At 59.4% G+C, this 21,853-nt stretch carries 18 protein-coding genes; all 18 read left to right on the plus strand.

Going from position 1 to position 21,853, the window contains the following annotated elements:
* The first annotated feature begins 20 nt into the window (after nucleotides 1-20).
* The 18 genes from CWI75_RS09130 to rpoS all read left to right on the plus strand — a co-directional run bounded on the left by CWI75_RS09130 (nucleotide 21) and on the right by rpoS (nucleotide 21,799).
* Nucleotides 21-2,369: a motility hub landmark protein FimV gene (locus CWI75_RS09130; RefSeq protein WP_162300037.1), complete on the plus strand. Its 2,349-nt coding sequence runs from the start codon at nucleotides 21-23 to the stop codon at nucleotides 2,367-2,369.
* The gene (gene truA, locus CWI75_RS09135) at nucleotides 2,366-3,208 is read left to right on the plus strand and encodes a tRNA pseudouridine(38-40) synthase TruA (protein ID WP_241521147.1); all 843 of its coding nucleotides are present in this window, start codon (nucleotides 2,366-2,368) and stop codon (nucleotides 3,206-3,208) included. Before CWI75_RS09130 ends, truA begins: the two co-directional genes overlap by 4 nt.
* Nucleotides 3,209-3,270: 62 nt before the next feature.
* On the plus strand, nucleotides 3,271-3,909 hold the full coding sequence (locus tag CWI75_RS09140) for a phosphoribosylanthranilate isomerase (protein WP_101521318.1): 639 nt from the start codon (nucleotides 3,271-3,273) through the stop codon (nucleotides 3,907-3,909).
* A 3-nt stretch (nucleotides 3,910-3,912) separates the two neighbouring features.
* Nucleotides 3,913-5,142 carry a tryptophan synthase subunit beta gene (gene trpB, locus CWI75_RS09145; protein WP_101521198.1) on the plus strand — a complete coding sequence of 410 codons (1,230 nt, stop codon included), beginning with the start codon at nucleotides 3,913-3,915 and terminating at the stop codon, nucleotides 5,140-5,142.
* A gap of 2 nt (nucleotides 5,143-5,144) precedes the next feature.
* Nucleotides 5,145-5,966, plus strand: a complete 822-nt coding sequence (trpA, locus tag CWI75_RS09150) for a tryptophan synthase subunit alpha (protein WP_101521199.1) — start codon at nucleotides 5,145-5,147, stop codon at nucleotides 5,964-5,966.
* A gap of 47 nt (nucleotides 5,967-6,013) precedes the next feature.
* Nucleotides 6,014-6,946: an acetyl-CoA carboxylase, carboxyltransferase subunit beta gene (gene accD, locus CWI75_RS09155; protein ID WP_101521200.1), complete on the plus strand. Its 933-nt coding sequence runs from the start codon at nucleotides 6,014-6,016 to the stop codon at nucleotides 6,944-6,946.
* Entirely contained in the window at nucleotides 6,939-8,228 is a 1,290-nt protein-coding gene (locus CWI75_RS09160) for a bifunctional folylpolyglutamate synthase/dihydrofolate synthase (protein WP_101521201.1), read from the plus strand. Before accD ends, CWI75_RS09160 begins: the two co-directional genes overlap by 8 nt.
* On the plus strand, nucleotides 8,225-8,827 hold the full coding sequence (locus tag CWI75_RS09165; protein WP_101521202.1) for an SPOR domain-containing protein: 603 nt from the start codon (nucleotides 8,225-8,227) through the stop codon (nucleotides 8,825-8,827). The genes CWI75_RS09160 and CWI75_RS09165 overlap by 4 nt, the downstream gene beginning before the upstream one ends.
* Nucleotides 8,824-9,318 (plus strand): CvpA family protein, encoded by a 495-nt coding sequence (locus CWI75_RS09170; protein WP_241521148.1) that lies wholly within the window; start codon nucleotides 8,824-8,826, stop codon nucleotides 9,316-9,318. The genes CWI75_RS09165 and CWI75_RS09170 overlap by 4 nt, the downstream gene beginning before the upstream one ends.
* Before the next feature lie 41 nt (nucleotides 9,319-9,359).
* The gene (purF, locus tag CWI75_RS09175; RefSeq protein WP_101521203.1) at nucleotides 9,360-10,883 is read left to right on the plus strand and encodes an amidophosphoribosyltransferase; all 1,524 of its coding nucleotides are present in this window, start codon (nucleotides 9,360-9,362) and stop codon (nucleotides 10,881-10,883) included.
* A 7-nt stretch (nucleotides 10,884-10,890) separates the two neighbouring features.
* The gene (locus tag CWI75_RS09180; protein ID WP_420913253.1) at nucleotides 10,891-12,087 is read left to right on the plus strand and encodes an O-succinylhomoserine sulfhydrylase; all 1,197 of its coding nucleotides are present in this window, start codon (nucleotides 10,891-10,893) and stop codon (nucleotides 12,085-12,087) included.
* A gap of 48 nt (nucleotides 12,088-12,135) precedes the next feature.
* Nucleotides 12,136-13,065: an AAA family ATPase gene (locus tag CWI75_RS09185; protein ID WP_101521205.1), complete on the plus strand. Its 930-nt coding sequence runs from the start codon at nucleotides 12,136-12,138 to the stop codon at nucleotides 13,063-13,065.
* A gap of 8 nt (nucleotides 13,066-13,073) precedes the next feature.
* Complete coding sequence (locus tag CWI75_RS09190) at nucleotides 13,074-14,069, plus strand: DUF58 domain-containing protein (RefSeq protein WP_101521206.1); 996 nt, start codon at nucleotides 13,074-13,076, stop codon at nucleotides 14,067-14,069.
* Nucleotides 14,066-16,063 (plus strand): transglutaminase TgpA family protein, encoded by a 1,998-nt coding sequence (locus CWI75_RS09195; protein ID WP_101521207.1) that lies wholly within the window; start codon nucleotides 14,066-14,068, stop codon nucleotides 16,061-16,063. Before CWI75_RS09190 ends, CWI75_RS09195 begins: the two co-directional genes overlap by 4 nt.
* Nucleotides 16,064-16,084: 21 nt before the next feature.
* Nucleotides 16,085-18,010 carry a biosynthetic arginine decarboxylase gene (gene speA, locus CWI75_RS09200; protein ID WP_101521208.1) on the plus strand — a complete coding sequence of 642 codons (1,926 nt, stop codon included), beginning with the start codon at nucleotides 16,085-16,087 and terminating at the stop codon, nucleotides 18,008-18,010.
* A 28-nt stretch (nucleotides 18,011-18,038) separates the two neighbouring features.
* Complete coding sequence (locus tag CWI75_RS09205; protein WP_101521209.1) at nucleotides 18,039-19,259, plus strand: saccharopine dehydrogenase family protein; 1,221 nt, start codon at nucleotides 18,039-18,041, stop codon at nucleotides 19,257-19,259.
* Entirely contained in the window at nucleotides 19,259-20,437 is a 1,179-nt protein-coding gene (gene nspC / locus CWI75_RS09210) for a carboxynorspermidine decarboxylase (protein ID WP_206604682.1), read from the plus strand. The genes CWI75_RS09205 and nspC overlap by 1 nt, the downstream gene beginning before the upstream one ends.
* 333 nt (nucleotides 20,438-20,770) lie before the next feature.
* On the plus strand, nucleotides 20,771-21,799 hold the full coding sequence (gene rpoS / locus CWI75_RS09215) for an RNA polymerase sigma factor RpoS (protein WP_241521149.1): 1,029 nt from the start codon (nucleotides 20,771-20,773) through the stop codon (nucleotides 21,797-21,799).
* The last annotated feature ends 54 nt before the right edge of the window (nucleotides 21,800-21,853 follow it).

Here is a 21,853-nt window from a genome sequence, read left to right on the forward strand (position 1 = left end):
AAGAATAACAAGGCATGGTTATGGTTCATAAGCGAAAGTTGGCAGCGGCACTGGTTTCCTGGAGCTGCATGCAAGCAGGGTCGGTTTGGGGGCTTGGCCTTGGTGAACTGACCCTGGAATCCTTTCTCAACGAACCATTGAAAGCCCGGGTGAGCCTGCTTGATGTGGGCGACCTGCACGAGGACCAGATTCGCGTGCGCCTGGCGACCACCGAGGATTTTGATCGTCTGGGCGTCGATCGCGCCTACTTTCTTACCGGCATAAAATTTGATATCGAATTGGATGACAATGGTCGCGGTGCGATTTTACTGCGTTCGGATGACCCGGTGCTGGAGCCGTTTCTCGATTTTATTGTCGAGACACGCTGGCCGTCGGGGCGGGTATTGCGTAATTACACTGTACTCGTCGACCCCCCCGTGTTCGATCGCAGTTCCCCCACTGCGTCCGCCAGCGAGCGCGTAGCGGCTGCCGAGGGCAGCCCAGAGCCCACCGCGGAGAAAAAAAAAGCGGACGTTAGCACCGGTACGCGGGTAGAAACCCGTCGCTCGGAACTGGCGCCCGGAGCCATGCCGCAACGCGATTTCGGCGCTGATGCGGCGGCGCGGGCGGCACCGGGTTCCCGCTACATGATCCGTCGTGACGATACCCTGTGGGCAATTGCCCAACAGGCGCGACCCGAAGGCGTATCAGTACACCAGACCATGCTCGAGATTCAGCGCCTTAATCCGGAGGCGTTCCTCGGTGGCAATATCAACCGTATCAAAGCCGGTTACATCATCTACCTGCCTGCCTCAAATGATATCGGCTCGGCCGATCTCGAAGCGGCGTTGGCCGAAGTCAGGCAGCAAAATGAGGATTGGCGTGCGGGGCGTTCCTCGACACCCGCCGGCGAGGGCCCGGCCCTGCGCATTTCTTCCGCCGATGTTACCCCCGCTGCCAATCCCGGTGAGCCGGCCCAGGATTCCCCTGCGGAAAGGCCCGCGCCTGCTGGTGCCGGGACTTCCGCCGCGAATGCCGCCATGGAGGGATTGGAGAAATCCGAACGTGAGCGGGAAGAGTTGGGGCAACGCTTGCAGGCCCTGAGCGAGCGGCTGGAAACCCTGGAGCGGATTGTTGAACTCAAGGATGCCCGGATCGCTTCACTGCAGCAGGATCTCGCTGCGGCCGGCAGCGGCGAGGCGCCAGCGGCAGGCGCCGGGGATCAGGATCCTCCGGCAGTTGCGTCGACTGCGGAAACACTTCCGGCCCCCGTCATTTCCCAACCGAGGGCCCCGACACCTCCACCCGCAGAGGGTGGCAACTGGTTTTACGCCCTGGTTGCCGCAGTGGTTGCAGCCCTGCTCGGTCTGTTGCTCTGGCGCAGGCGTAGCTCTGCTGCGCAGGCCGGCACGGATGACTACAGTGGCCCGGCCGCAGCATTCTCGAATGATCCCGGACAGGACGAATTTGCCGATGTGCAGTTGCGCGACCAGGCGCTGGTTGAGGACGCGGACGGGGCGGTCCCCGCATTCGCCCCCGCGGCTGCTTTCACCCCCGAATCACCGGTGCCCCAGCCTTCAGGAGAGCGTGGCTATGGGGAACGCAAGCACGATGAATACGCCTCGGATGTAGAAGCCGGTGGTGCGCTGGCAGAGGTTGATATTTACATCGCTTACGGTCGTTTTTCACAAGCTATGGAGTTACTGCGCAACGCCCTGCGCTCTGAACCTGAAAACACGGCGTATCGGCTGAAGTTACTCGAGCTGGCGGTGGAAACCGCGGATCGCGCGGAAGCCGACCTGCAACTCGGGGAACTGCGGCGAATCGGTGACCAGGATGCCATTGCCAGGGGCGAGTCACTTATCAGCGCGGGCAGCGCGGCAGCAGTGGCACCGGAGCGCCGCTTCATTGATGAACCTGCAGCGTCTGATGATCAATCGGAAAGCCTCGCGGACAGCCAATTTTCCGGCAACCTTTCAGATTTCGAAGACGCCGGCGCAGAGTCGGCGGTCGATACCGAAGACGATCTCTCTCTCGAGCTGGATGATGTTCAGCCCGCCGACGCACGAGACGAGCTCGTACCCTCAGTTGGCGACAGCGATCTGTCGGATTCGGATTTCCTGGGTCTGGAACTCGAGGAAGACTTGCCGGATGACCTCATCGTATCCGCTGAAGCCACACCGCGTGCTACCGCTGATGCCGCCGATGATGAAGACGACTTTGTCTTTGCCGAAGATGGCGACCCCCTGTCCACCAAACTCGATCTCGCACGCGCCTATATCGACATGGGTGATGATGACGGCGCTCGTCAGATACTGGCGGAAGTGGTGGCCGATGGTTCCGCGGAGCAGCAGCAAGAGGCGAGGGAGTTGCTGGGTCGGCTTGGTTGATACCCCGAACGCAACAACCATTCTCGCCTGAGCCGCTCCCCGCAGGTACGCGCATCGCCTGCAGGATTGAGTACGATGGCCGGCTGTTCAATGGCTGGCAGGCGCAGCCTCACCCCGGCACCCGAACTGTTCAGCAGGCGCTTGAGAAGGCCATCTCCCAGGTTGCCAACGGCCCGGTTCGCGTACACTGCGCCGGGCGCACGGATACCGGTGTCCACGGGCATGCCCAGATTGTCCACTTCGATTCTCCCACTACCCGCAGTGCCAAAGCCTGGGTCCTCGGGGTTAACGCAGCGCTACCGACCGATGTCCGGGTGCACTGGGCAGTGCCGGTGGCAAGCGACTTTCATGCCCGTTTTTCAGCGCAGGCGCGCTCCTACCGCTACATTATCGTCAATACGGTGGTGCGCCCGGCGTTGCTGGTCGGTCTGGTAAGCTGGTGTCGCTGGCCACTTTGTACAGACTCCATGCACACTGCCGCCCAGGCGCTGGTGGGTGAGCAGGACTTCAGTGCATTTCGCGCCGCTTCCTGTCAGTCAGAGAGTGCGTTCAGGTGCGTCTCGCGGGTGTCGGTTGCTCGACGTGGCGACCTGGTGATTATTGATATTGAAGCAAACGCTTTTCTGCATCATATGGTCCGCAACATCGCGGGGAGCTTGATGGTCGTCGGTCACGGCCGACATCCACCAGAGTGGATCGGGCAGTTACTGGCTAGCGGGGACAGGGCCCGGGCCGGAGATACTGCCGCTGCCGACGGACTGTATCTGGTCGATGTCACCTATCCGCCGGTATACGGTTTGCCGGAAACACCCCCGGGGCCGCTATTGCTCGCTGGTTGAAGACACTGCGGGGCAGCTTCTGCTATGATCCCCCCCTCATTTTTTACCGGTACCCGACACCCGTGCCCCGTACCTTCGTCAAGATCTGTGGAATTACTTCCGGCGCCGATGCGCAAGCTGCCTGTGAAGCGGGCGCTGACGCACTGGGACTTGTGTTCTATGGCCCCAGCTCACGCTGTGTCAGTCCCGCCCAGGCGGCGGAAATCGTTGCGGCGGTGCCACCGCTTGTCACGATAGTGGCCCTGTTTGTTGATGCCCCAACCGCAACGATCCATAACGTTTTAAAGTGCGTACCCATAGACTGTATACAGTTTCATGGCGATGAGCCGGCAGCCTTCTGTGACCAGTTCCAGCGGCCCTACCTGAAGGCAATCAGGATGCGTGAGGGCGTCGATGTCGCCGACACCTGCAGCCGGTATGGCGGCGCCCGGGGTGTACTGCTGGACAGTTGGCAACAGGGTATGCCCGGCGGTACCGGCAAGACTTTTGACTGGACAGGTGTACCGCGGGATTTGTCCCGGCCTGTTGTACTCGCCGGTGGCCTGAACCCCGGCAACGTGGCGCGTGCGATAGCAGCGATCCGGCCGGCAGCAGTTGATGTCAGCGGTGGTGTGGAACTGGCGCCCGGTTATAAAGACCAAGAGAAAATGATTCGCTTTATCGCCGCAGTGCGAGCGGCTGACCAGCAACAGGGGATATAGGTAATGACTACAGATGTGACCGGTACCATTTTTTCGTCAGTTCCTGACAAAGAAGGACATTTCGGCCTTTATGGGGGCAAGTTCGTTGCAGAAACACTGATGTCAGCGCTCGCTGAGCTCGAGGTTTTATACCGCCAGCTGGCCGATGACGAGGCATTTCAACGTGAACTTGACCACGATCTCGCCCATTTTGTCGGCAGGCCTTCCCCCCTTTATGAGGCGAAGCGCTGGTCCGATCGTATCGGCGGCGCGCGCATTTACCTGAAACGCGAGGATCTCAACCATACCGGCGCCCACAAAGTGAACAACACCGTCGGCCAGGCACTGTTGGCCAGGCACATGGGCAAGCGTCGGGTCATTGCCGAGACCGGTGCGGGACAGCACGGGGTGGCAACGGCGACTATCGCGGCTCGTCTTGGCCTCGAGTGTCATGTATTCATGGGTGAAGAAGATATTCGTCGCCAGTCGACCAACGTCTATCGGATGAAGCTGCTGGGCGCCACTGTGGTGCCGGTGACATCGGGGTCGCGTACTCTCAAGGACGCCATGAATGAGGCCATGCGCGACTGGGTCACTAACGTGGACGACACATTCTACATAATTGGTACCGTGGCGGGCCCGCATCCCTATCCCATGCTGGTGCGCGATTTCCAGTGTGTGATTGGCCGTGAGGCAAGGGCACAGTCATTGCAGCAGACCGGTCGCCTGCCCGATGCGCTGGTGGCTTGTGTGGGCGGCGGGTCCAACGCTATCGGATTGTTCCACCCCTTTCTTGAGGACGAGTCAGTCGCCATGTATGGGGTTGAGGCGGGCGGCCACGGGCTGGGGTCGGGCGAGCACGCCGCCCCATTAAGTGCGGGTACCCCGGGGGTATTGCACGGCAATCGCACCTACCTCATGCAGGATGAAGATGGCCAGATCATGCATACCCACTCGGTCTCTGCGGGTCTCGATTATCCCGGTGTGGGTCCGGAGCACTCCTGGCTCAAGGACATAGGCCGGGTTAACTATGTCACCGCCAATGACGAAGAGGCCATGCAGGCATTTCATTCCCTGACCCGTACCGAGGGCATCATGCCGGCGCTTGAAACCAGCCACGCCCTGGCCTACGCGGAAAAACTGGCCGCCACCATGACCCCTGAGCAGACGATTATCGTCAATCTGTCGGGTCGCGGTGACAAAGACATTAATACCGTTGCCGAAATAGACGGCATCAACTTCCAGGAGTCATAGCATTGAGCAGGATAGCCGGGCGTTTTCAGCAGTTGGCGGCCCAGGGGCGCAAAGCATTAATTCCCTATATCGTGGCCGGTGATCCCGTTGCCACGGTGACTGTGCCGTTGATGCATGCCCTGGTGGCTGCCGGTGCGGACATGATCGAATTGGGGGTGCCATTTTCCGACCCGATGTCAGAGGGACCGGTGATCCAGAAGGCTCATGAACGGGCACTGGACAACAAAATAAGGCTGCGTGATGCACTGGCCATGGTGACCGAGTTCAGGCAGCACGACGTGGATACGCCGGTGCTTTTGATGGGCTACGCCAACCCCATAATACGCATGGGCTACGCCGTATTCGCCGACCTCGCCCTGGAAGCGGGGTTGGACGGCCTGCTGACAGTGGATATACCGCCGGAGGAAGTCGCCGACGTCAACGCAGAGCTACATCGGGTCGGCATGGATAATATCTTCCTGGTGGCCCCGACCACGCCCGACGCCCGAATCCAGGCGATCGCGGACCAGGCCAGCGGTTTTATCTATTATGTGGCCCTGAAAGGGGTAACCGGCGCCGGCCATCTCGACAGCGATGATGTGGCTCACCATGTTGGGCAGATCCGCAGCCATACCACACTGCCGGTGGCGGTAGGCTTCGGTATCAAGGATGCCGCTTCCGCCCGCCGTGTGGGCGCTACTGCAGAGGGTGTGGTTGTCGGCAGCGCGCTGGTTGAGCACATTGCCGCCGCGGCTGCGGCAGGCGGCGATAATGCGGCCCTGTTGCAGGCCGGTGCGGGGCTGATCGCAGAGATTAGGGCCGGATTGGATGGCATCGCTTCCTAGTTGGTGGTGCGCGCGTTTATAATGGCCGCTCACAATCGGGGGAAGCCATGAGTTGGATTGACAGGATATTGCCATCCGGGGTGCGTAAAGAGACCGGTGAGCGGCGCTCCACGGTGCCGGAGGGCCTGTGGAAGAAATGTGTAAAGTGTGACGCCGTGTTGTACCGGCCGGATGTCGAAAACAACGACGACGTCTGCCCCAAGTGCGACCACCATATGCGCATCAGTGCCCGCCGTAGATTGGCCATTTTTCTGGATGCCGAAGGACGGGAAGAAATACTTGCCGATATCGAACCGATAGACCGGCTCAAATTCCGCGATAAAAAACGCTACCGCGATCGGATTAGCGCAGCCCAGAAAGCAACCGGTGAGAAAGATGCCCTGGTGGCCATGCGCGGTAATCTTCAGGGTTTGCCGGTCGTTTGTGTCGCCTTCGAATTCGCTTTCCATGGCGGCTCCATGGGTTACGCGGTCGGTGAAAAGTTCACCCGGGCGGCGCAACTGGCGCTCAGGGAGCGTATCCCGATGGTCTGTTTTTCCGCTTCCGGTGGCGCGCGGATGCAGGAGGCTCTCATATCCCTGATGCAGATGGCCAAGACCAGTGCTGTCATCGAGCGCATGAAGGTGGCCGGGGTCCCTTATGTCTCGGTCATGACCGATCCTATCTACGGTGGGGTCTCTGCCTCGCTGGCTTTGCTGGGTGACATCAACGTGGCGGAGCCGGATGCCCGCGCAGGGTTTGCCGGCCCCAATATTATTGAGCAGACTATCCGCCAGAAGCTGCCAAAAGGCTTTCAGCGCAGTGAATTCCTGCTGGAGCATGGTGCCATAGACATGATTGTGCATCGCAACGATATGCGCGACACCCTGGCCAGGTTGCTCTCCAAGCTGACCAATTTCGACCTGGTGGCAGACCCCGAAGCGGAAATTGACGACGAGAAGGAGCCGGTCGAGTTTATTCCCGACGAACAGGATGACTGAGCCTTCACTGGCAGTCTGGCTGGAGCGTCTTGAGACGTTGCACCCGGTGGCTATCGAACTGGGGCTGGAGCGTGTGCGAACGGTGGCCGCTCGCCTGCAGTTATTGCCGGTAGCGGTGCCGGTAATTACCGTTGCCGGTACCAACGGTAAAGGATCTACCGTGGCGGTACTGGAGGCACTGGTAGCTGATGCGGGCCTGGTTGCCGGGGTGTATACGTCGCCACACCTGCAGTTTTTCAATGAGCGCATCCGGGTTGCCGGTACCAATGTGGACGATTCTTCCCTATGCGATGCACTGGCACAGATTGATGCGGCGCGGGGTGAGATATCCCTGAGTTATTTCGAGTTTGCCACCCTGGCCGCACTGCTTGTTTTTCGTTCCCGCGGTGTGGATATTACGGTCCTTGAGGTGGGTCTCGGGGGGCGCCTGGACGCTGTCAATATCGTCGACCCCACCGTTGCCGTGATCACCAGTATCGCACTCGACCATCAGGCCTGGCTGGGCGACAGTCTGGACGCCATTGCCAGGGAGAAAGCCGGTATTCTGCGTGCAAGTGCGCCTGCGGTTATTGCCGATAGCAGTCCTACGGCGGGACTTTACGCCGCGGTGAGCGCGGCGGGTGCCCGGGCCGTGTGGCTGAACGAGGACTTCGGGTTTGAGGAGCAGTCCGGCGATCGCTGGCAGGGATATCTGCAAACTGCAGACGGCGACAGGCGGCAACTGCCCTCTATCGCCAGTAGTGGCTTGTTGCCGGCGAACATTTGCGCAGCCCTGCAGGCGCTCGAGCTGCTGGGGTTGCCCGCCAGTGACAAAGCCCTCGCCCGTGTGGTTCCGACGCTGCAGTTGCGAGGGCGCCGACAGCAGCTACGGGTAGGGGATATCGACTATGTGCTTGATGTTGCACACAACCCGGCCGCTGTTAATAAGCTAGGTGAGTTTTTGAGTGCAAAGCCTTGTAAAGGAAAGACTATTTCGTTGTTTTCAGCGATGGCTGACAAAGATATTTCGGGCATGATTAAGGCGGCGGGAGACCACTTCGAGGCATGGTTTGTTGCTGACCAGCCAACCAATCCGCGGGCGGCAACAGCGGCGGATATCGCTACCGCGCTGCGCCAGAATGGGCAACAAATGATCAGCGTCAGCAAAAATTTACGCCAGGCCCTCGCACGTGCGCGCAGCGTGATGGCAGTCGGCGACCGGTTGGTTGTGTTCGGTTCTTTTTTTACAGTGGCGGCGGTATTGTCGTCACTGGACAAGCAGGCGCACGGGTATGACCAGTGAATGATATCCTCAAGCAACGACTTGTCGGCGCACTGATACTGATTGCCCTCGGGATAGTGTTCTGGCCCATTATTTTTGTTGAGCCGGAATCCGCTATCAGTATTGAGGACCTTAGAATCCCGCCGCGCCCACAGGTCGATTCGACCCCGATCGCAGCACCGGAAAATACCGGTCTCAGAGGTTCCCCGGATAGTCAGTTTGAAGAAGAACTGCCCCAGGCTCTGGCTGGTGAAACCTATACCATTGCGGAGATCAACCCAGACGCAGACAATGGGCAACCGGAGCCATCCGCGGCGCCCGCTCCGGGACAGACCCGTAGTGAAGCGCCTGAGCAGCCGACGCTCGATGCGCAGGGCGTACCGGTGGCGTGGATGCTGCAAGTGGTGACTGTCAGTAACGCCGGCGCCGCAGACGAATTACGTCAGCGCCTGCTGGCAATGGGTCACAAGGCCTGGGTCAAGCCGGTGTCAGTCGAGGGCAAGCGCCTGTATCGGGTCAATGTCGGCCCCAAGTTTGAGCGCGCCCGACTCGACAACCTGCGTGCAGAAATCGATGCCGAGTTCGCGGTGCAATCACTCATCAAGCGATACCTGCCGTGACTATCGCCGCCTTCACCTGGGTCGACTGGGCCATGGTGGGTATTATCGGCCTGTCGACCCTGCTGAGCCTGCTGCGAGGATTCACCCGCGAAGCGTTATCGCTGGCGGGCTGGATAGCCGGGTTTGTTCTCGCTTATGTGTTTGCCGGGGATCTCGCCAGCCGCATGGCAGAGCTGATCAGTAACATTACCGCGCGTTACATAGCGGCCTGGTTGTTGATTCTGGTCGGCACGCTGCTGGTAAGCGGCTTTATCAGCATGCTGATGTCGCGGCTGGTCAAGGTCACCGGGCTGGGCACCCTGGACCGCCTGTTGGGTACCCTGTTTGGTTTTGCCCGGGGGGTAGTGATAGTCCTGGTGCTGGTGTTTGTTATCCGCGAACTGTTGTCGCCACAGGACCAGGCGTGGCTGCACGAGGCGCAGCTGATGCCGCAGGTTGATACGTTAATGAACTGGGCCCTGCTCACGCTGGGTCAGTGGAATAGCCCCTAGATGCTTGCATGCAGGCATCCAATCAACGAGGTAAGCGTCACATGTGTGGTCTGGTAGGACTGGTAGGGAAGGGCGATGTTGGCCCTGATATTTACGATGCATTAACGGTACTGCAGCACCGGGGGCAGGATGCCGCGGGTATCATGACCTGTCGCGGGGGGCGTTTCAGCCAGCGCAAGGGTGAGGGACTGGTGCGCGATGTGTTTCGCCAGAACCACATGCAGCGACTCAAGGGGCCGATCGGCATCGGCCATGTGCGCTATCCTACGGCGGGCGCGTCGGGCCCCGCGCTGGCTCAACCTTTTTACGTGAATTCACCCTACGGGATTGCCCTTGCCCACAACGGTAACCTCACCAATTCGGCGCAACTGGCCCGCGAGCTGTTTGAAGACGACCTGCGGCACCTGAATACCGACTCCGACTCCGAGGTGTTGCTGAACATCTTCGCCCACGAGCTGCAAACCCTGGGTAAGCTGAGCCCGGCTGCGGATGACATTTTTCACGCGGTCGAGGCGGTACACCGGCGCTGTCGCGGCGGCTATGCCGCAGTGGCGATGCTGGTGGATTACGGGGTGGTTGCGTTTCGTGACCCGAATGGTATCCGGCCATTGGTGCTGGGGGTGCGCCACAGCGCCCTGGGTGACGAGTATATGGTGGCCTCGGAGAGTGTCGCGCTGGACGTGCTGGGTTTCAGCCTGATCAGCGATGTGGAACCGGGTGAGGCCATATTCATCGATAGTTACGGACAACTCCATCGCCGGCAGTGCGCGACCAATCCACAATTGCGCCCCTGTATTTTCGAGCATGTATATTTTGCGCGCCCGGACTCGCTGATGGATGGTATTTCGGTCTACAAGACGCGGATGCGCCAGGGCGAGGCGCTGGCCCATAAAATTCTGCGGGAGCGTCCCGATCACGATATTGACGTGGTGATACCGATTCCCGATACCAGCCGCATTGCCGGCCAATCGCTGGCGTCTGAACTCGGGATCAAGTTTCGCGAGGGGTTCATGAAGAATCGCTATATCGGGCGAACCTTCATCATGCCCGGGCAAAGTCAGCGCAAGAAATCCGTACGTCAGAAGCTGAACCCGGTACCGCTCGAATTCAAGGGTAAGAACGTCCTGCTGGTGGATGATTCCATCGTCCGCGGTACTACCTGTCGCCAGATCATCGACATGGCGCGCGACGCCGGTGCCAGCAAGGTCTATTTTGCCTCCGCGGCGCCGCCTGTGCGCTTCCCCAATGTGTACGGTATTGACATGCCTTCGGCCTCGGAGCTGATCGCCCATAACCGCACTGTTGCCGAAATCTGCGAACAGATCGGTGCGGACTGGCTGGTCTACCAGGACCTGGATGATCTCGTTCAGTGCTCCAGGGAAGGTAGCAGGACCGCAACAGGTTTTGACTGTTCGGTATTCAATGGCGAGTATGTAACCGGAGATGTGGATCGGGCCTATCTCGACCGTATCGAGGCACTGCGCAGCGACGAGGCGCAACACCTGAGTCGGTCGCAACTGGTTGAGGAGGGGTCGGTGGTCGGCCTGCATAATGACGCCACCTGATACAGATATGACACCCAATGATGATCCCCTGGCGGGCGCGCACCTTGATACGCTCGGAATACGCGCCGGCATCACACGCACCGCAGAAGGAGAGCATTCGGAGCCGATTTTTACCACTTCAAGCTACGTCTTCGATTCTGCCGCGGACGCCGCTGCCCGTTTTTCCGGCGACAGTCCGGGCAATGTCTATTCCCGTTATACCAATCCTACCGTGCGCAGTTTTGAGCAACGTATCGCCGCTCTCGAGGGGGGTGAAGCAGCCGTGGGTACGGCCTCCGGTATGGCCGCCATTCTCAGTACCTGCATGGCGCTGCTGAAATCCGGGGACCATGTCCTCTGTTCACGGGATGTGTTTGGCACTACCACCAACCTGTTTGCACGCTACCTGGTCAAATTTGGCGTTGCAGTCGATTTTGTGCCGTTGCTGGCCCTCGATCAATGGCGCGACGGCCTGCGCCAGGAAACGAAATTACTGTTTGTGGAAACGCCTTCCAATCCCTTATGCGAAGTGGCCGATATTCGTGCCCTGGCGGAGCTGACTCGCGGCACCGATGCCCTGCTGGTGGTTGATAACTGCTTTTGTACCCCCGCGCTGCAGCGGCCACTGGAATTGGGTGCCGATATAGTCATTCATTCCGCCACCAAATACCTGGACGGGCAGGGCCGATGCGTGGGCGGTGCGGTTGTCGGCGGCGCTGCGCACATGGCCGAGGTTGTCACTTTCCTGCGCACCTGTGGCCCGACCATGAGCCCTTTCAATGCCTGGGTATTCCTGAAAGGCCTGGAAACCCTGCGCCTGCGTATGGAGGCCCACAGCCGCTCGGCGCTGGACATTGCCCTGTGGTTGCAGCAGCAACCACAGGTAGAGCGGGTCTTTTACGCAGGCTTGCCATCGCATCCCGGCCACGCCCTGGCAACGCAACAGCAAAGTGCCTTTGGTGGGGTTCTGTCGTTTCAGGTCAAGGGGGGGCGCGAGGAGGCCTGGCGCTGTATTGATGCCACTCGCATCATGTCGCTCACCGCCAATTTGGGAGATGCAAAGTCCACTATTGTTCATCCCGCGACCACAACCCATGGCCGTCTCACACCGGAACAGCGTGTCGAAGCAGGTATTGCCGACAGCCTGATCCGCGTGGCAGTGGGACTCGAGCACGTCGACGATCTGAAAGCGGACCTGCAGCGGGGCCTGGACGCCGTTGTTTGAACAACGCCGGGGAATGTTCGGCAATTACCTCACCGCTGGAGCGGACTAATGGAAATACAGGCCGCAATTGAAGGTGCGATCACCCAGGTAGGTAGGGTGCTGTTGGGCAAGGATGCCCAGGTCAGGCTGGCCCTTTGCTGCCTGTTTGCCCGTGGCCACCTGCTCATTGAAGACCTGCCGGGGATGGGCAAAACCACCCTGTCCCATGCGCTGGCCGATGTTCTCGGCTTATCCTGCAAGCGGGTACAGTTCACCAGCGACTTGCTGCCCGCCGACATACTGGGCGTCTCCGTATACGACCGTAACCACGGCAACTTCAGTTTTCATCCGGGGCCGATTTTTACCCAGGTGCTGCTGGCGGACGAAATCAACCGTACAACGCCGCGGACCCAGAGCGCGTTACTGGAAGCCATGGCCGAGGGCCAGGTGACAATCGAGGGGGAGACGCGTTTGCTGCCGCAACCCTTCTTTGTCATCGCCACCCAGAACCCGATTCACCAGGCCGGCACCTACCCGTTGCCGGAAAGCCAGCTCGATCGTTTTCTGATGCGACTGCAGCTGGGCTATCCCGATCCCAGGGCGGAACGGCAAATGTTCGTCGACAGGCATTCCGGTAGCGGGGCCCCGACATCGCTGCCGCGCTGCATAGAGCCACGGCAACTGGCCGCAATCCGCAGCGGTGTTGCGGAGGTGAACACCTCCGACAACCTGTTGGATTATCTGCAGCGCCTGGTCGCGCGCTCCCGCCAGGGCGGCGAGTTCGCTGTTGGATTGTCACCCAGGGGGGCACTGGCCCTGCTTGAATGCGCCCGCACCTGGGCTTTCATGGCCGGGCGTAATCACGTGGTGCCGGAGGATCTGCAGGCCGTATTGCCCGCCGTCGCCGGCCACCGGTTGATCCCCAGCGGCGACTATGCCGATGATGGCCAGGCACTGGTGGCACTGCTGCAGCGCACTGTGGACGTGATCCGTCCCTGAAGCTGTCTATGCGCTCTCGCCTGCACACCTCCATTGCCGGTCTCCGTCAATATGCCCACCGTGGTTTCGGTCACTGGATGCAGCGCCGGATTCCCGCCGCGCGATCGGTTACCCTGAATCAGCGCCGGATCTTTATCCTGCCCTCCAGGGCCGGCCTGTTCTTTGGCGTACTCTTGCTGGTCATTCTGCTCACTGCGATTAACTACCAGAACAACATGAGTTACGCGCTGGCCTTTTTACTGGCAACCCTCTTTGTGGTGGCAACCCTGCATACCTATGCCAATCTTGCGGGGCTCACCCTGCATGCACTGGCTGCCACTCCCGCTTTCCCGGGTCAGCAGAGCACATTCAGCCTGCGGCTTGAACGCGGTCGACTACAGGCTCACTATGGTTTGCGCCTGGCGTGGCCCGACAGTGGAGAGGCCACCGTTAACCTCGTCACCACAGACAGTGCGGAGGTTCACCTGTACCTGCCGGTGGGCAGCCGGGGCTGGCATCACCCGGGACGCCTGCTGCTTGAAAGCACCTACCCTCTCGGCCTGCTGCGTTGCTGGACCTGGGTTGATCTCGACCTGAGGGCAGTTGTGTATCCGCAGCCCCTGGTATCACCTGAGCTGGTGGGGGCGCAGGGCAATCGCGCGGACGGTGCAGCGGCAGCGATAACCGGGAGTGACGATTTTTACGGCTTCCGGGAATACCGGTTTGGCGACTCCCTGCGCCAGGTTCACTGGAAGGGCCTGGCCAAGGGCCAGGCTTTGCAAAGCAAGGACTATGCGTCCTACGCCAGCCACAGTGCCTGGCTGGACTGGGAGCTGTTTCACGGGGTGCCCCCGGAACAGCGACTGTCCCACCTGTGTTATTGGGCGCTGGCCTTTCACCGACGCAATGAGGACTACGGCCTGCGTATTCCCGGATTGCGGATTGACCCCGCACGCGGTGACGTGCACCTGGACCGGGTATTGAGTGCACTGGCGCTTTACGGCCACGAGCAACCCGTCCTGTGACCGGCCAGGAGCTACTGCCACGCAATGCGCTGGTCTGGATTATCATCAGCCAGTTTGCCTTGCTGGCACCACACCTCGCTCGCCTGCCCGTGTGGGTGATACTGGTGTACCTGGTAGCCGCCTGCTGGCGGACGATGGTGCACCAGGGACGCTGGTCATACCCCCGACGCTGGACCAAGCTGGGCCTTATCCTCGCGGGTTTTGGCGCTATTGTCGCAAGCTACGGCAATCTGCTGGGCCTGGAACCCATGGTCGCACTGTTGCTGACCGCCTTTGCCCTTAAGCTACTGGAGCTGGTACAGCGCAAGGACGCTTATGTGCTCCTGTTTCTGGGCTATTTCATCTGCGTCACCAGCTTCCTGTTCAGTCAGGATATTGTGCTGGTACTGTACTCATTGTTCACTGTGGTGTTGGTAACAACCGCCCTGGTCGCCTTGCACCAGCCCGGCGAAAACCGGTTTCGCCCCGGTACCATCCGGTTGCCGGCCACGATGCTGGCCCAGGCATTCCCATTGATGCTGGTATTATTTTTCCTGTTTCCGCGCATAGGGCCGCTCTGGACGGTACCGGTGAAGAGCCACGCGGCCAAAACCGGGGTCAGCGATTTCATGAAGCCCGGTGATATCTCCAGCCTGAGCCAGTCGGGAGAGATGGCGTTTACGGTTCAGTTTGAAGGGCCCATTCCGGCGCAATCGGCACTGTATTGGCGCGGCCTGGTGTTCAGCGTACTGGAAGAGGGTGCCTGGCGGAGCCTCAGGCGATCGGAAATTCCCGCTGCAGAGACTCGTCCCTCGATACCCGACAAGGCCGACGAGACGCCCCTGGCTTACAGCGTGCTGATGACGCCAACCCGGCAGAACTGGCTGTACAGCCTGCGATATGCGGAGTCCAGCCAGAGTGGTCTCCTGTCGACTGCGGATTTTCGGTTGTTTACACCGGTGGAAATTGAAGACCAGTTTCGCTATCGCGCCCGCAGTTGGCTTGCAGCCCCGCTGGATATCCAGCTGTCGTCCTGGCGACGGCGTGCCGAACTGGCCTTGCCCGAAGGCGAAAACCCCCGCAGCGTGCAATTGGCGAGAGATATGCGGGCGACCAGCAACAGCGACGCTGAATTTGTCGACGCCGTACTGGGCTGGTTCAACCGGGAGTCTTTCGTTTATACCCTGCAGCCACCACTTCTGGGCCAGAACCCCATGGATCAGTTCCTGTTCCAGACCCGCAGGGGTTTTTGTGAACACTATGCCTACGCCTTTGTACTGATGATGCGTGCGGCGGGGGTTCCTGCACGGGTAATTGCCGGATATCAGGGTGGCGAGGTCAACCCGGTAAATCGCACGGTCATCGTGCGTCAGTTTGATGCCCACGCCTGGGCGGAAGTCTGGCTACCCGGACAAGGTTGGGTACGAGTTGACCCCACCGGCGCGGTAGCCCCTGAGCGCATCGAGTTCGGGCTTGAGCAGGCGCTGGTGACAGAGGGCAGCTTTCTGGCCAATTCCCCGTTGTCGCTGCTCCGCTATCGTGGGGTTGGCTGGGTGAATATGTTACGGTTACGGTATGAAGCACTAACGTATCGCTGGCAGAGCTGGGTCGTGGGCTTCAATAGTGAGCAGCAATACCAGCTGTTGGAGGATTTGTTCGGGAGTATTCGGGCCAGGAATTTTGTCATTCTTTTTCTGGTGAGTGGTATTCTGGTATTGGTGCCTGTTGCCTGGCTGTTACTCGGCCGCCGACAGCAGCGACGGGCGAATGCCACCCAGCAGTGCTATCTTGATTTTTGCACGCTGTTGGCCAGGCGGGGCCTGTCACGGGACCCCGGTGAAGCACCGGCAAGCTTCGCCCATCGCGTGGCCCTGGGGAATCCGGCGCTTGCTGGCTGGGCACAACAATTCACTCGCGACTTCAATCACCTTGCCTATGCCCACGACGGGCTTGCCGCAGGAGAGTACCGGCGACTATTGGCGGCGTTGCGAGCGCAGCTTCGACAAATACCCTGATCACGAAAGGATAATCCATTGATGGTTGACCATACAGACACAGACACCCGCTGGTCGGTCGCAGATAGCGCCGAGCTTTACGGTGTAAACACGTGGGGAGCCGGCTATTTCAGCATCTCCGATAGCGGCGACGCCCAGGTAACGGTGAGCATCGATGAGCGCGATGTGAGCGTCTCGCTTATGGATATTGTTGCCGGGATGCGTGCGCGCAATCTGGAAATGCCTGCTGTGCTGCGCATAAAGAACGTGCTGGACCACCGTATCAAGGTGCTCAATGAGGCCTTTGCCAGCGCTATCAGCACCGGCGGTTATGGCAATGTCTATCGCGGTGTTTTCCCGATCAAGGTGAACCAGCAATGCCATGTGATCGAAGAGATTGCGGACTATGGTGCTCGCTATCACCACGGCTTTGAGGCAGGCAGTAAAGCCGAACTCATCATAGCGTTAAGCCAGTTGCGTGATACCGACAGCCTGATTGTGTGCAACGGTTACAAGGATGCCGAGTTCATTGACCTGGGCCTGTATGCCCGGCGCATGGGCTATCCCTGTTTTTTCGTACTCGAGTCGCTCAGTGAATTGAAGGTGATCATTGAACGCAGCCGTATCCTTGAGGTTGAACCCCTGATCGGTGTGCGCATGAAAAGCTCGGTCAAGGTCGATGGCCACTGGAGCCAGGACAGCGGTGACCGCTCGATTTTCGGGCTGTCGACGGCGGCACTGATTGGGGTTGTTGATGAGCTGCGCGCGGCTGATATGCTGCACTGCCTGCAAATGCTGCACTGTCACCTCGGTTCCCAGGTGCCAAACATTCGTAACGTGCGCAACGGGGTACTTGAGGCCTGCCGGTTTTACGCGGGGCTGGTTGCCGAGGGCGCGACCATGGGTTACCTGGATCTCGGTGGTGGCCTGGCGGTGGATTACGAGGGCGCTCGCACCAACAGCACTCACAGCATGAATTATCAGCTGGAGGAATACTGCGTCAATATTATCGAGAGTATTCGGGAAACACTGGATCCTCAGGGTATAGACCACCCGGTTATTATTTCCGAGTCGGGCCGGGCGACGGTTGCCTATTCGTCAATGCTACTGTTCAACGTTCTCGATGTGCGCAGTAGCGAGCCGCTTGCGCTGCCTGCCGTATTGCCCGGCGACTGCAACGAGACCCTCAAGCATATTTTTGACGTACTGAACGTTGTCGGCACCGGCAATTTCCAGGAGTGTTATAACGACGCGCTGTTTTATCGCGACGAGCTGAGGGACATGTTCAATCACGGTCGGGCGACGCTGCGCGAACGCGCCATGGCGGAAGATATCTGCCTGGCCATTCTGCAGCGTATTGCCACCATCTTGCCGTCGCTTGCACGGGTCCCGCCCGAGCTGGAAAACCTGCCGGAAATGTTGTCGGACATTTACTACGGAAACTTCAGCCTGTTCCAGTCATTGCCTGACATGTGGGCAATCGACCAGCTGTTCCCGATCATGCCATTACATCGTCTGCATCAACAGCCTGACCGCCAGGCCATGATTGCGGACCTGACTTGTGACTGCGACGGCAAAATCGATAACTTTTCCACTGCAACGGGGACTGCCGCAACCATGCCGCTGCATTCCCTGCGCGAGGGGGAAGATTATATTCTGGGCGTTTTCCTCGTTGGCGCCTATCAGGAGACACTGGGCGACTTGCATAACCTGTTTGGCGACACCAATGTTGTCAATGTCGCCATCAACGCAGACGGCAGTTTTGATTTTGCCCGGGAATTTCACGGCGACAGTATTGCCGACGTACTGACTTACGTGGAATACGAACCCAAGCACTTGCAGGAGCAGTTCCGTAAGGTGGCAGAGAGCGCGGTGCGCAGCGGCTGTATCAGTGTCGCCGAGCGCCAGCAGATCCTGCGTGCCTTCCACGACAGCCTGAACGGCTACACCTATTTTGAACATCACTGAGCAATACCTGAATAAAAGGAGCGCAACCATGTCAAAAGTTATGATTATCGGGGCCGGCGGTGTAGGCGGCGTCGTCGCCCACAAATGTGCCCAGTTGCCTGAGGTTTTCAGCGACATCATTTTGGCAAGCCGTACCGAGTCCAAGTGCAAAAAAATCGCGGCACAGCTGTCGCGGCCGATACGCACTGCGCAGGTGGATGCCGATAATGTCCCTGAACTGACAGCCCTGCTGCAGGCCGAACAGCCCGAGCTGGTGATCAACGTGGCACTGCCCTACCAGGATCTCAGTATCATGGACGCCTGCCTGGCAGCGGGGGTCAACTATCTCGACACCGCCAATTACGAGCCGCGCGATACCGCAAAGTTTGAATACAGCTGGCAGTGGGCCTACCAGGACCGCTTCGCCGATGCCGGCCTTACCGCGATCCTGGGCAGCGGCTTTGATCCCGGTGCCACCAATATCTTTACTGCCTACCTGGCGCGGCATTACTTCGACGAGATTACCGAGCTGGATATCATTGATGTCAACGGCGGTGATCACGGCTATCCGTTCGCAACCAACTTCAATCCTGAAATCAATATTCGCGAGGTCAGCGCCGAGTGCCGCCATTGGGAAAACGGCGAATTCGTGACCACGCCACCGATGTCCACGCAGGCCCGTTTCGAGTGCCCGGAAGGTGTCGGCAGTTACGATATCTACCGCATGTATCACGAGGAGCTGGAATCACTCAGCACGCATTTCCCGGGCCTGAAGCGAGCCCAGTTCTGGATGAGCTTTTCGGAGAATTACCTCACGCACCTGGAGGTTCTGAACAATGTTGGTATGACCAGCATTGAACCGGTGGAATACGAAGGCCACAAAGTAGTGCCCATTCAGTTCCTCGCTTCGCTGTTGCCCGACCCTTCCACATTGGGGCCACGCACCAAGGGCAAGACCTGCATCGGTTGTATGGTCCGCGGCATCAAGGACGGCAAAGAGCGGCTCATGTATATCTACAATATCTCTGATCACCAGGCATGCTACCGCGAGGTCCAGTCCCAGGCGATTTCCTACACTACCGGTGTGCCGGCGGTTATTGGCGCCAAGATGATTCTGGAAGGTTACTGGCGTGAGCCGGGTGTGTGGAACGTGGAACAGCGCGACCCCGACCCCTTCATGGCCGATATGAATGAGCTTGGGCTGCCCTGGACAGTGGTCGAACTGGACCCCGGGTTTCGTCTCGATATTGTGAAAGGCCAGGATAGCTGATGTCGGAAGCGCTGCAGTTTACGGATTTTGGCAAGCTGGACCTGGCGCGTCTGCCTTCTCCCTGCTATGTGGTGGACGAGGTGGCGGTGGAACGCAACCTGGCGATTCTGCGGCAGGTCGCGGATGACAGCGGCGCCAGGATACTGTCGGCATTGAAAGCGTTCTCCATGTGGCGCCTGGCACCCCTGGTCGGCCGTTACCTGGACGGTACCTGTGCCAGTGGCCTGCACGAGGCTCGCCTGGGGCACGACTATTACGACGGTGAATTGCATGTATTCAGTGCCGGGTACAATGAAGCCGACCTGCGGGCAATACTGGCCATTGCCGACCATGTGGTGTTTAACAGTTGCGGCCAGTGGCACCGCTTCAGGGAATTGGCGCTCGAGGCCCAGCGAGAGCGTCCCCAGCTACGTTTCGGCCTGCGTATCAATCCCGAGCACTCCGAGGGGGACGTACCCATTTACGACCCCTGTGCGCCGGGTTCGCGGCTGGGAATACCGCGCTCACAGATTGACGCTGCCTGCCTCGACGGGATTAGCGGGCTGCACTTCCATACCCTGTGTGAGCAGGATTTCCCCCCCCTGCAGCGGACCCTGGAGGCTGTAGAGACCCGCTTCGGGGACCTGTTGCCGCAGATGGAGTGGGTCAATTTTGGTGGCGGACATCATATTACCCGGCCGGGATACCAGCTCGACCAGCTGGTCACGTGTATTCGCGATTTTTCCCGCCGTCACGAGGTGCAGGTCTATCTGGAGCCGGGGGAGGCAGTGGCGATTGGCACCGGGGTGCTGGTAACCGAAGTACTTGACCTGGCCTGGAATACGCTGGACCAGGCCATTCTCGATTGTTCCGCCACCTGTCATATGCCTGACATTCTCGAAATGCCCTACCGGCCCCAGCTCGCCGGTGCCGGCCTGCCGGGAGAGTATCCCCACAGCTACCGCCTCGGTGGCCTGACCTGCCTTGCCGGGGATGTGGTCGGTGACTACAGTTTTCCGCAACCGGTACAGGTGGGACAGCGGTTAATGTTTGCCGATATGGCCCACTACACCATGGTCAAGACCAGCACTTTCAATGGTACCCGTTTGCCGGCCATTGTGCTCTGGAATTCCATCACCGATGCGCTGGAGGTCGTTCGTGAGTTCGGCTACGACGACTTCCGGACGCGCCTCTCCTGACCTCTCCTGACCTTTTGCCAACCCGGCAATGAACCGTTTGTGCCGGCTGCCAGTCGGCTGAAGCGCCCCTGTCCAACTGATTTTTTGCCCTCTTTGGGGCACTGATCATGCCCGATACTGGGGCTTCGGGGGAGTTTCTTGCGGGATGTCAATTTTTTGACGTTTTGGGTCTCTTGGGTATTGAAACGGTAACATAGTGTCAGTAATCTGACGTTTCTGACGTTACGTAACCGGTTCAAAAAAACCCACACAAATAACCCTCGGGATACCACGATGGATCTGACTACCGCAAAACACGCATCAAAACGAGTCTCCGCTGGAGCTATGTCGGAAATGGATACCGCACGAGCTGATCGGCGGCCTGCACCGCCACCTTCATACCCTGTGCCGCCACCTTCATACGATGAAGAGGGGGCTCAACGCGCCCCCGCGAAAGCTCGCGACGATTTTCCGCTGGACGATCTGCTGGCTGAGCAGGAGGCGGAAGAGCTTGAGTTTGACCTGGCCAAGTCGGCGCGCACCGTTGAAAAATCGCTGGATGCCACCCAGCTTTACCTTAACGAAATTGGTTTTTCGCCGCTACTCAGTGCCGACGAAGAAAAATACTACTCCCGCCTGGCCCGCAAGGGATGCGAAGCCAGTCGCCAGCGGATGATTGAGAGCAACCTTCGCCTGGTGGTGAAGATCTCCCGTCGTTACATAAACCGGGGATTGACCCTGCTGGACCTGATCGAGGAAGGGAACCTCGGGTTGATCCGCGCAGTGGAGAAGTTTGACCCGGAGCGTGGCTTCCGTTTTTCCACCTATGCAACCTGGTGGATCCGCCAGACCGTAGAGCGGGCCATCATGAACCAGACCCGAACCATCAGGCTGCCCATTCATGTCGTCAAGGAACTCAATGGCTGCCTGCGGGCGGCGCGGGAACTTACCCAGCGCCTGGACCATGAGCCTACTGCTGAGGAAATCGCAGACCTCCTGGAAAAGCCACCTGCAGACGTCAAGCGCCTGCTGGGCCTGAATGAACGGGTCAGCTCAATCGACGTCCCGATAGGGCCCGACTCAGACAAGGTTGTGGTCGAGACCCTGGCGGATGAGCGCGAGGCGGATCCTTCGGAATTGCTCCAGGACAAGAATATACGTGAAAGTATCGATTTCTGGCTGGATGAGCTGTCGGACAAGCAGCGCGAGGTGGTATCCCGTCGTTTTGGTCTGCGAGGCCACGAAAGTGCCACCCTCGAAAATGTGGGGCGCGAGATCGGCCTTACCCGGGAGCGGGTGCGACAGATCCAGGTTGAAGGTCTGCGCCGGCTACGCACGATAATGGAAAGCAACGGCCTCAATAGCGAAACCTTATTCAGTTAGGTTGCGCCAAACCGGAACCATAAAAAGGAGCCACAAAAAAACCCCGCGATGGCG

It is taken from the genome of Kineobactrum sediminis, from assembly GCF_002868715.1.
Taxonomy (GTDB): Bacteria; Pseudomonadota; Gammaproteobacteria; order Pseudomonadales; family Halieaceae; genus Kineobactrum; species Kineobactrum sediminis.

Coding starts and splice junctions, on each gene's coding strand:
- purF (WP_101521203.1), top strand. CDS start 9,360: ATGTGTGGTCTGGTAGGACTGGTAGGGAAGGGCGATGTTGGCCCTGAT.
- CWI75_RS09160 (WP_101521201.1), top strand. CDS start 6,939: ATGACTGAGCCTTCACTGGCAGTCTGGCTGGAGCGTCTTGAGACGTTG.
- CWI75_RS09185 (WP_101521205.1), top strand. CDS start 12,136: ATGGAAATACAGGCCGCAATTGAAGGTGCGATCACCCAGGTAGGTAGG.
- trpB (WP_101521198.1), top strand. CDS start 3,913: ATGACTACAGATGTGACCGGTACCATTTTTTCGTCAGTTCCTGACAAA.
- CWI75_RS09180 (WP_420913253.1), top strand. CDS start 10,891: ATGACACCCAATGATGATCCCCTGGCGGGCGCGCACCTTGATACGCTC.
- rpoS (WP_241521149.1), top strand. CDS start 20,771: ATGGATACCGCACGAGCTGATCGGCGGCCTGCACCGCCACCTTCATAC.
- CWI75_RS09205 (WP_101521209.1), top strand. CDS start 18,039: ATGTCAAAAGTTATGATTATCGGGGCCGGCGGTGTAGGCGGCGTCGTC.
- nspC (WP_206604682.1), top strand. CDS start 19,259: ATGTCGGAAGCGCTGCAGTTTACGGATTTTGGCAAGCTGGACCTGGCG.
- CWI75_RS09190 (WP_101521206.1), top strand. CDS start 13,074: ATGCGCTCTCGCCTGCACACCTCCATTGCCGGTCTCCGTCAATATGCC.
- accD (WP_101521200.1), top strand. CDS start 6,014: ATGAGTTGGATTGACAGGATATTGCCATCCGGGGTGCGTAAAGAGACC.
- CWI75_RS09130 (WP_162300037.1), top strand. CDS start 21: ATGGTTCATAAGCGAAAGTTGGCAGCGGCACTGGTTTCCTGGAGCTGC.
- speA (WP_101521208.1), top strand. CDS start 16,085: ATGGTTGACCATACAGACACAGACACCCGCTGGTCGGTCGCAGATAGC.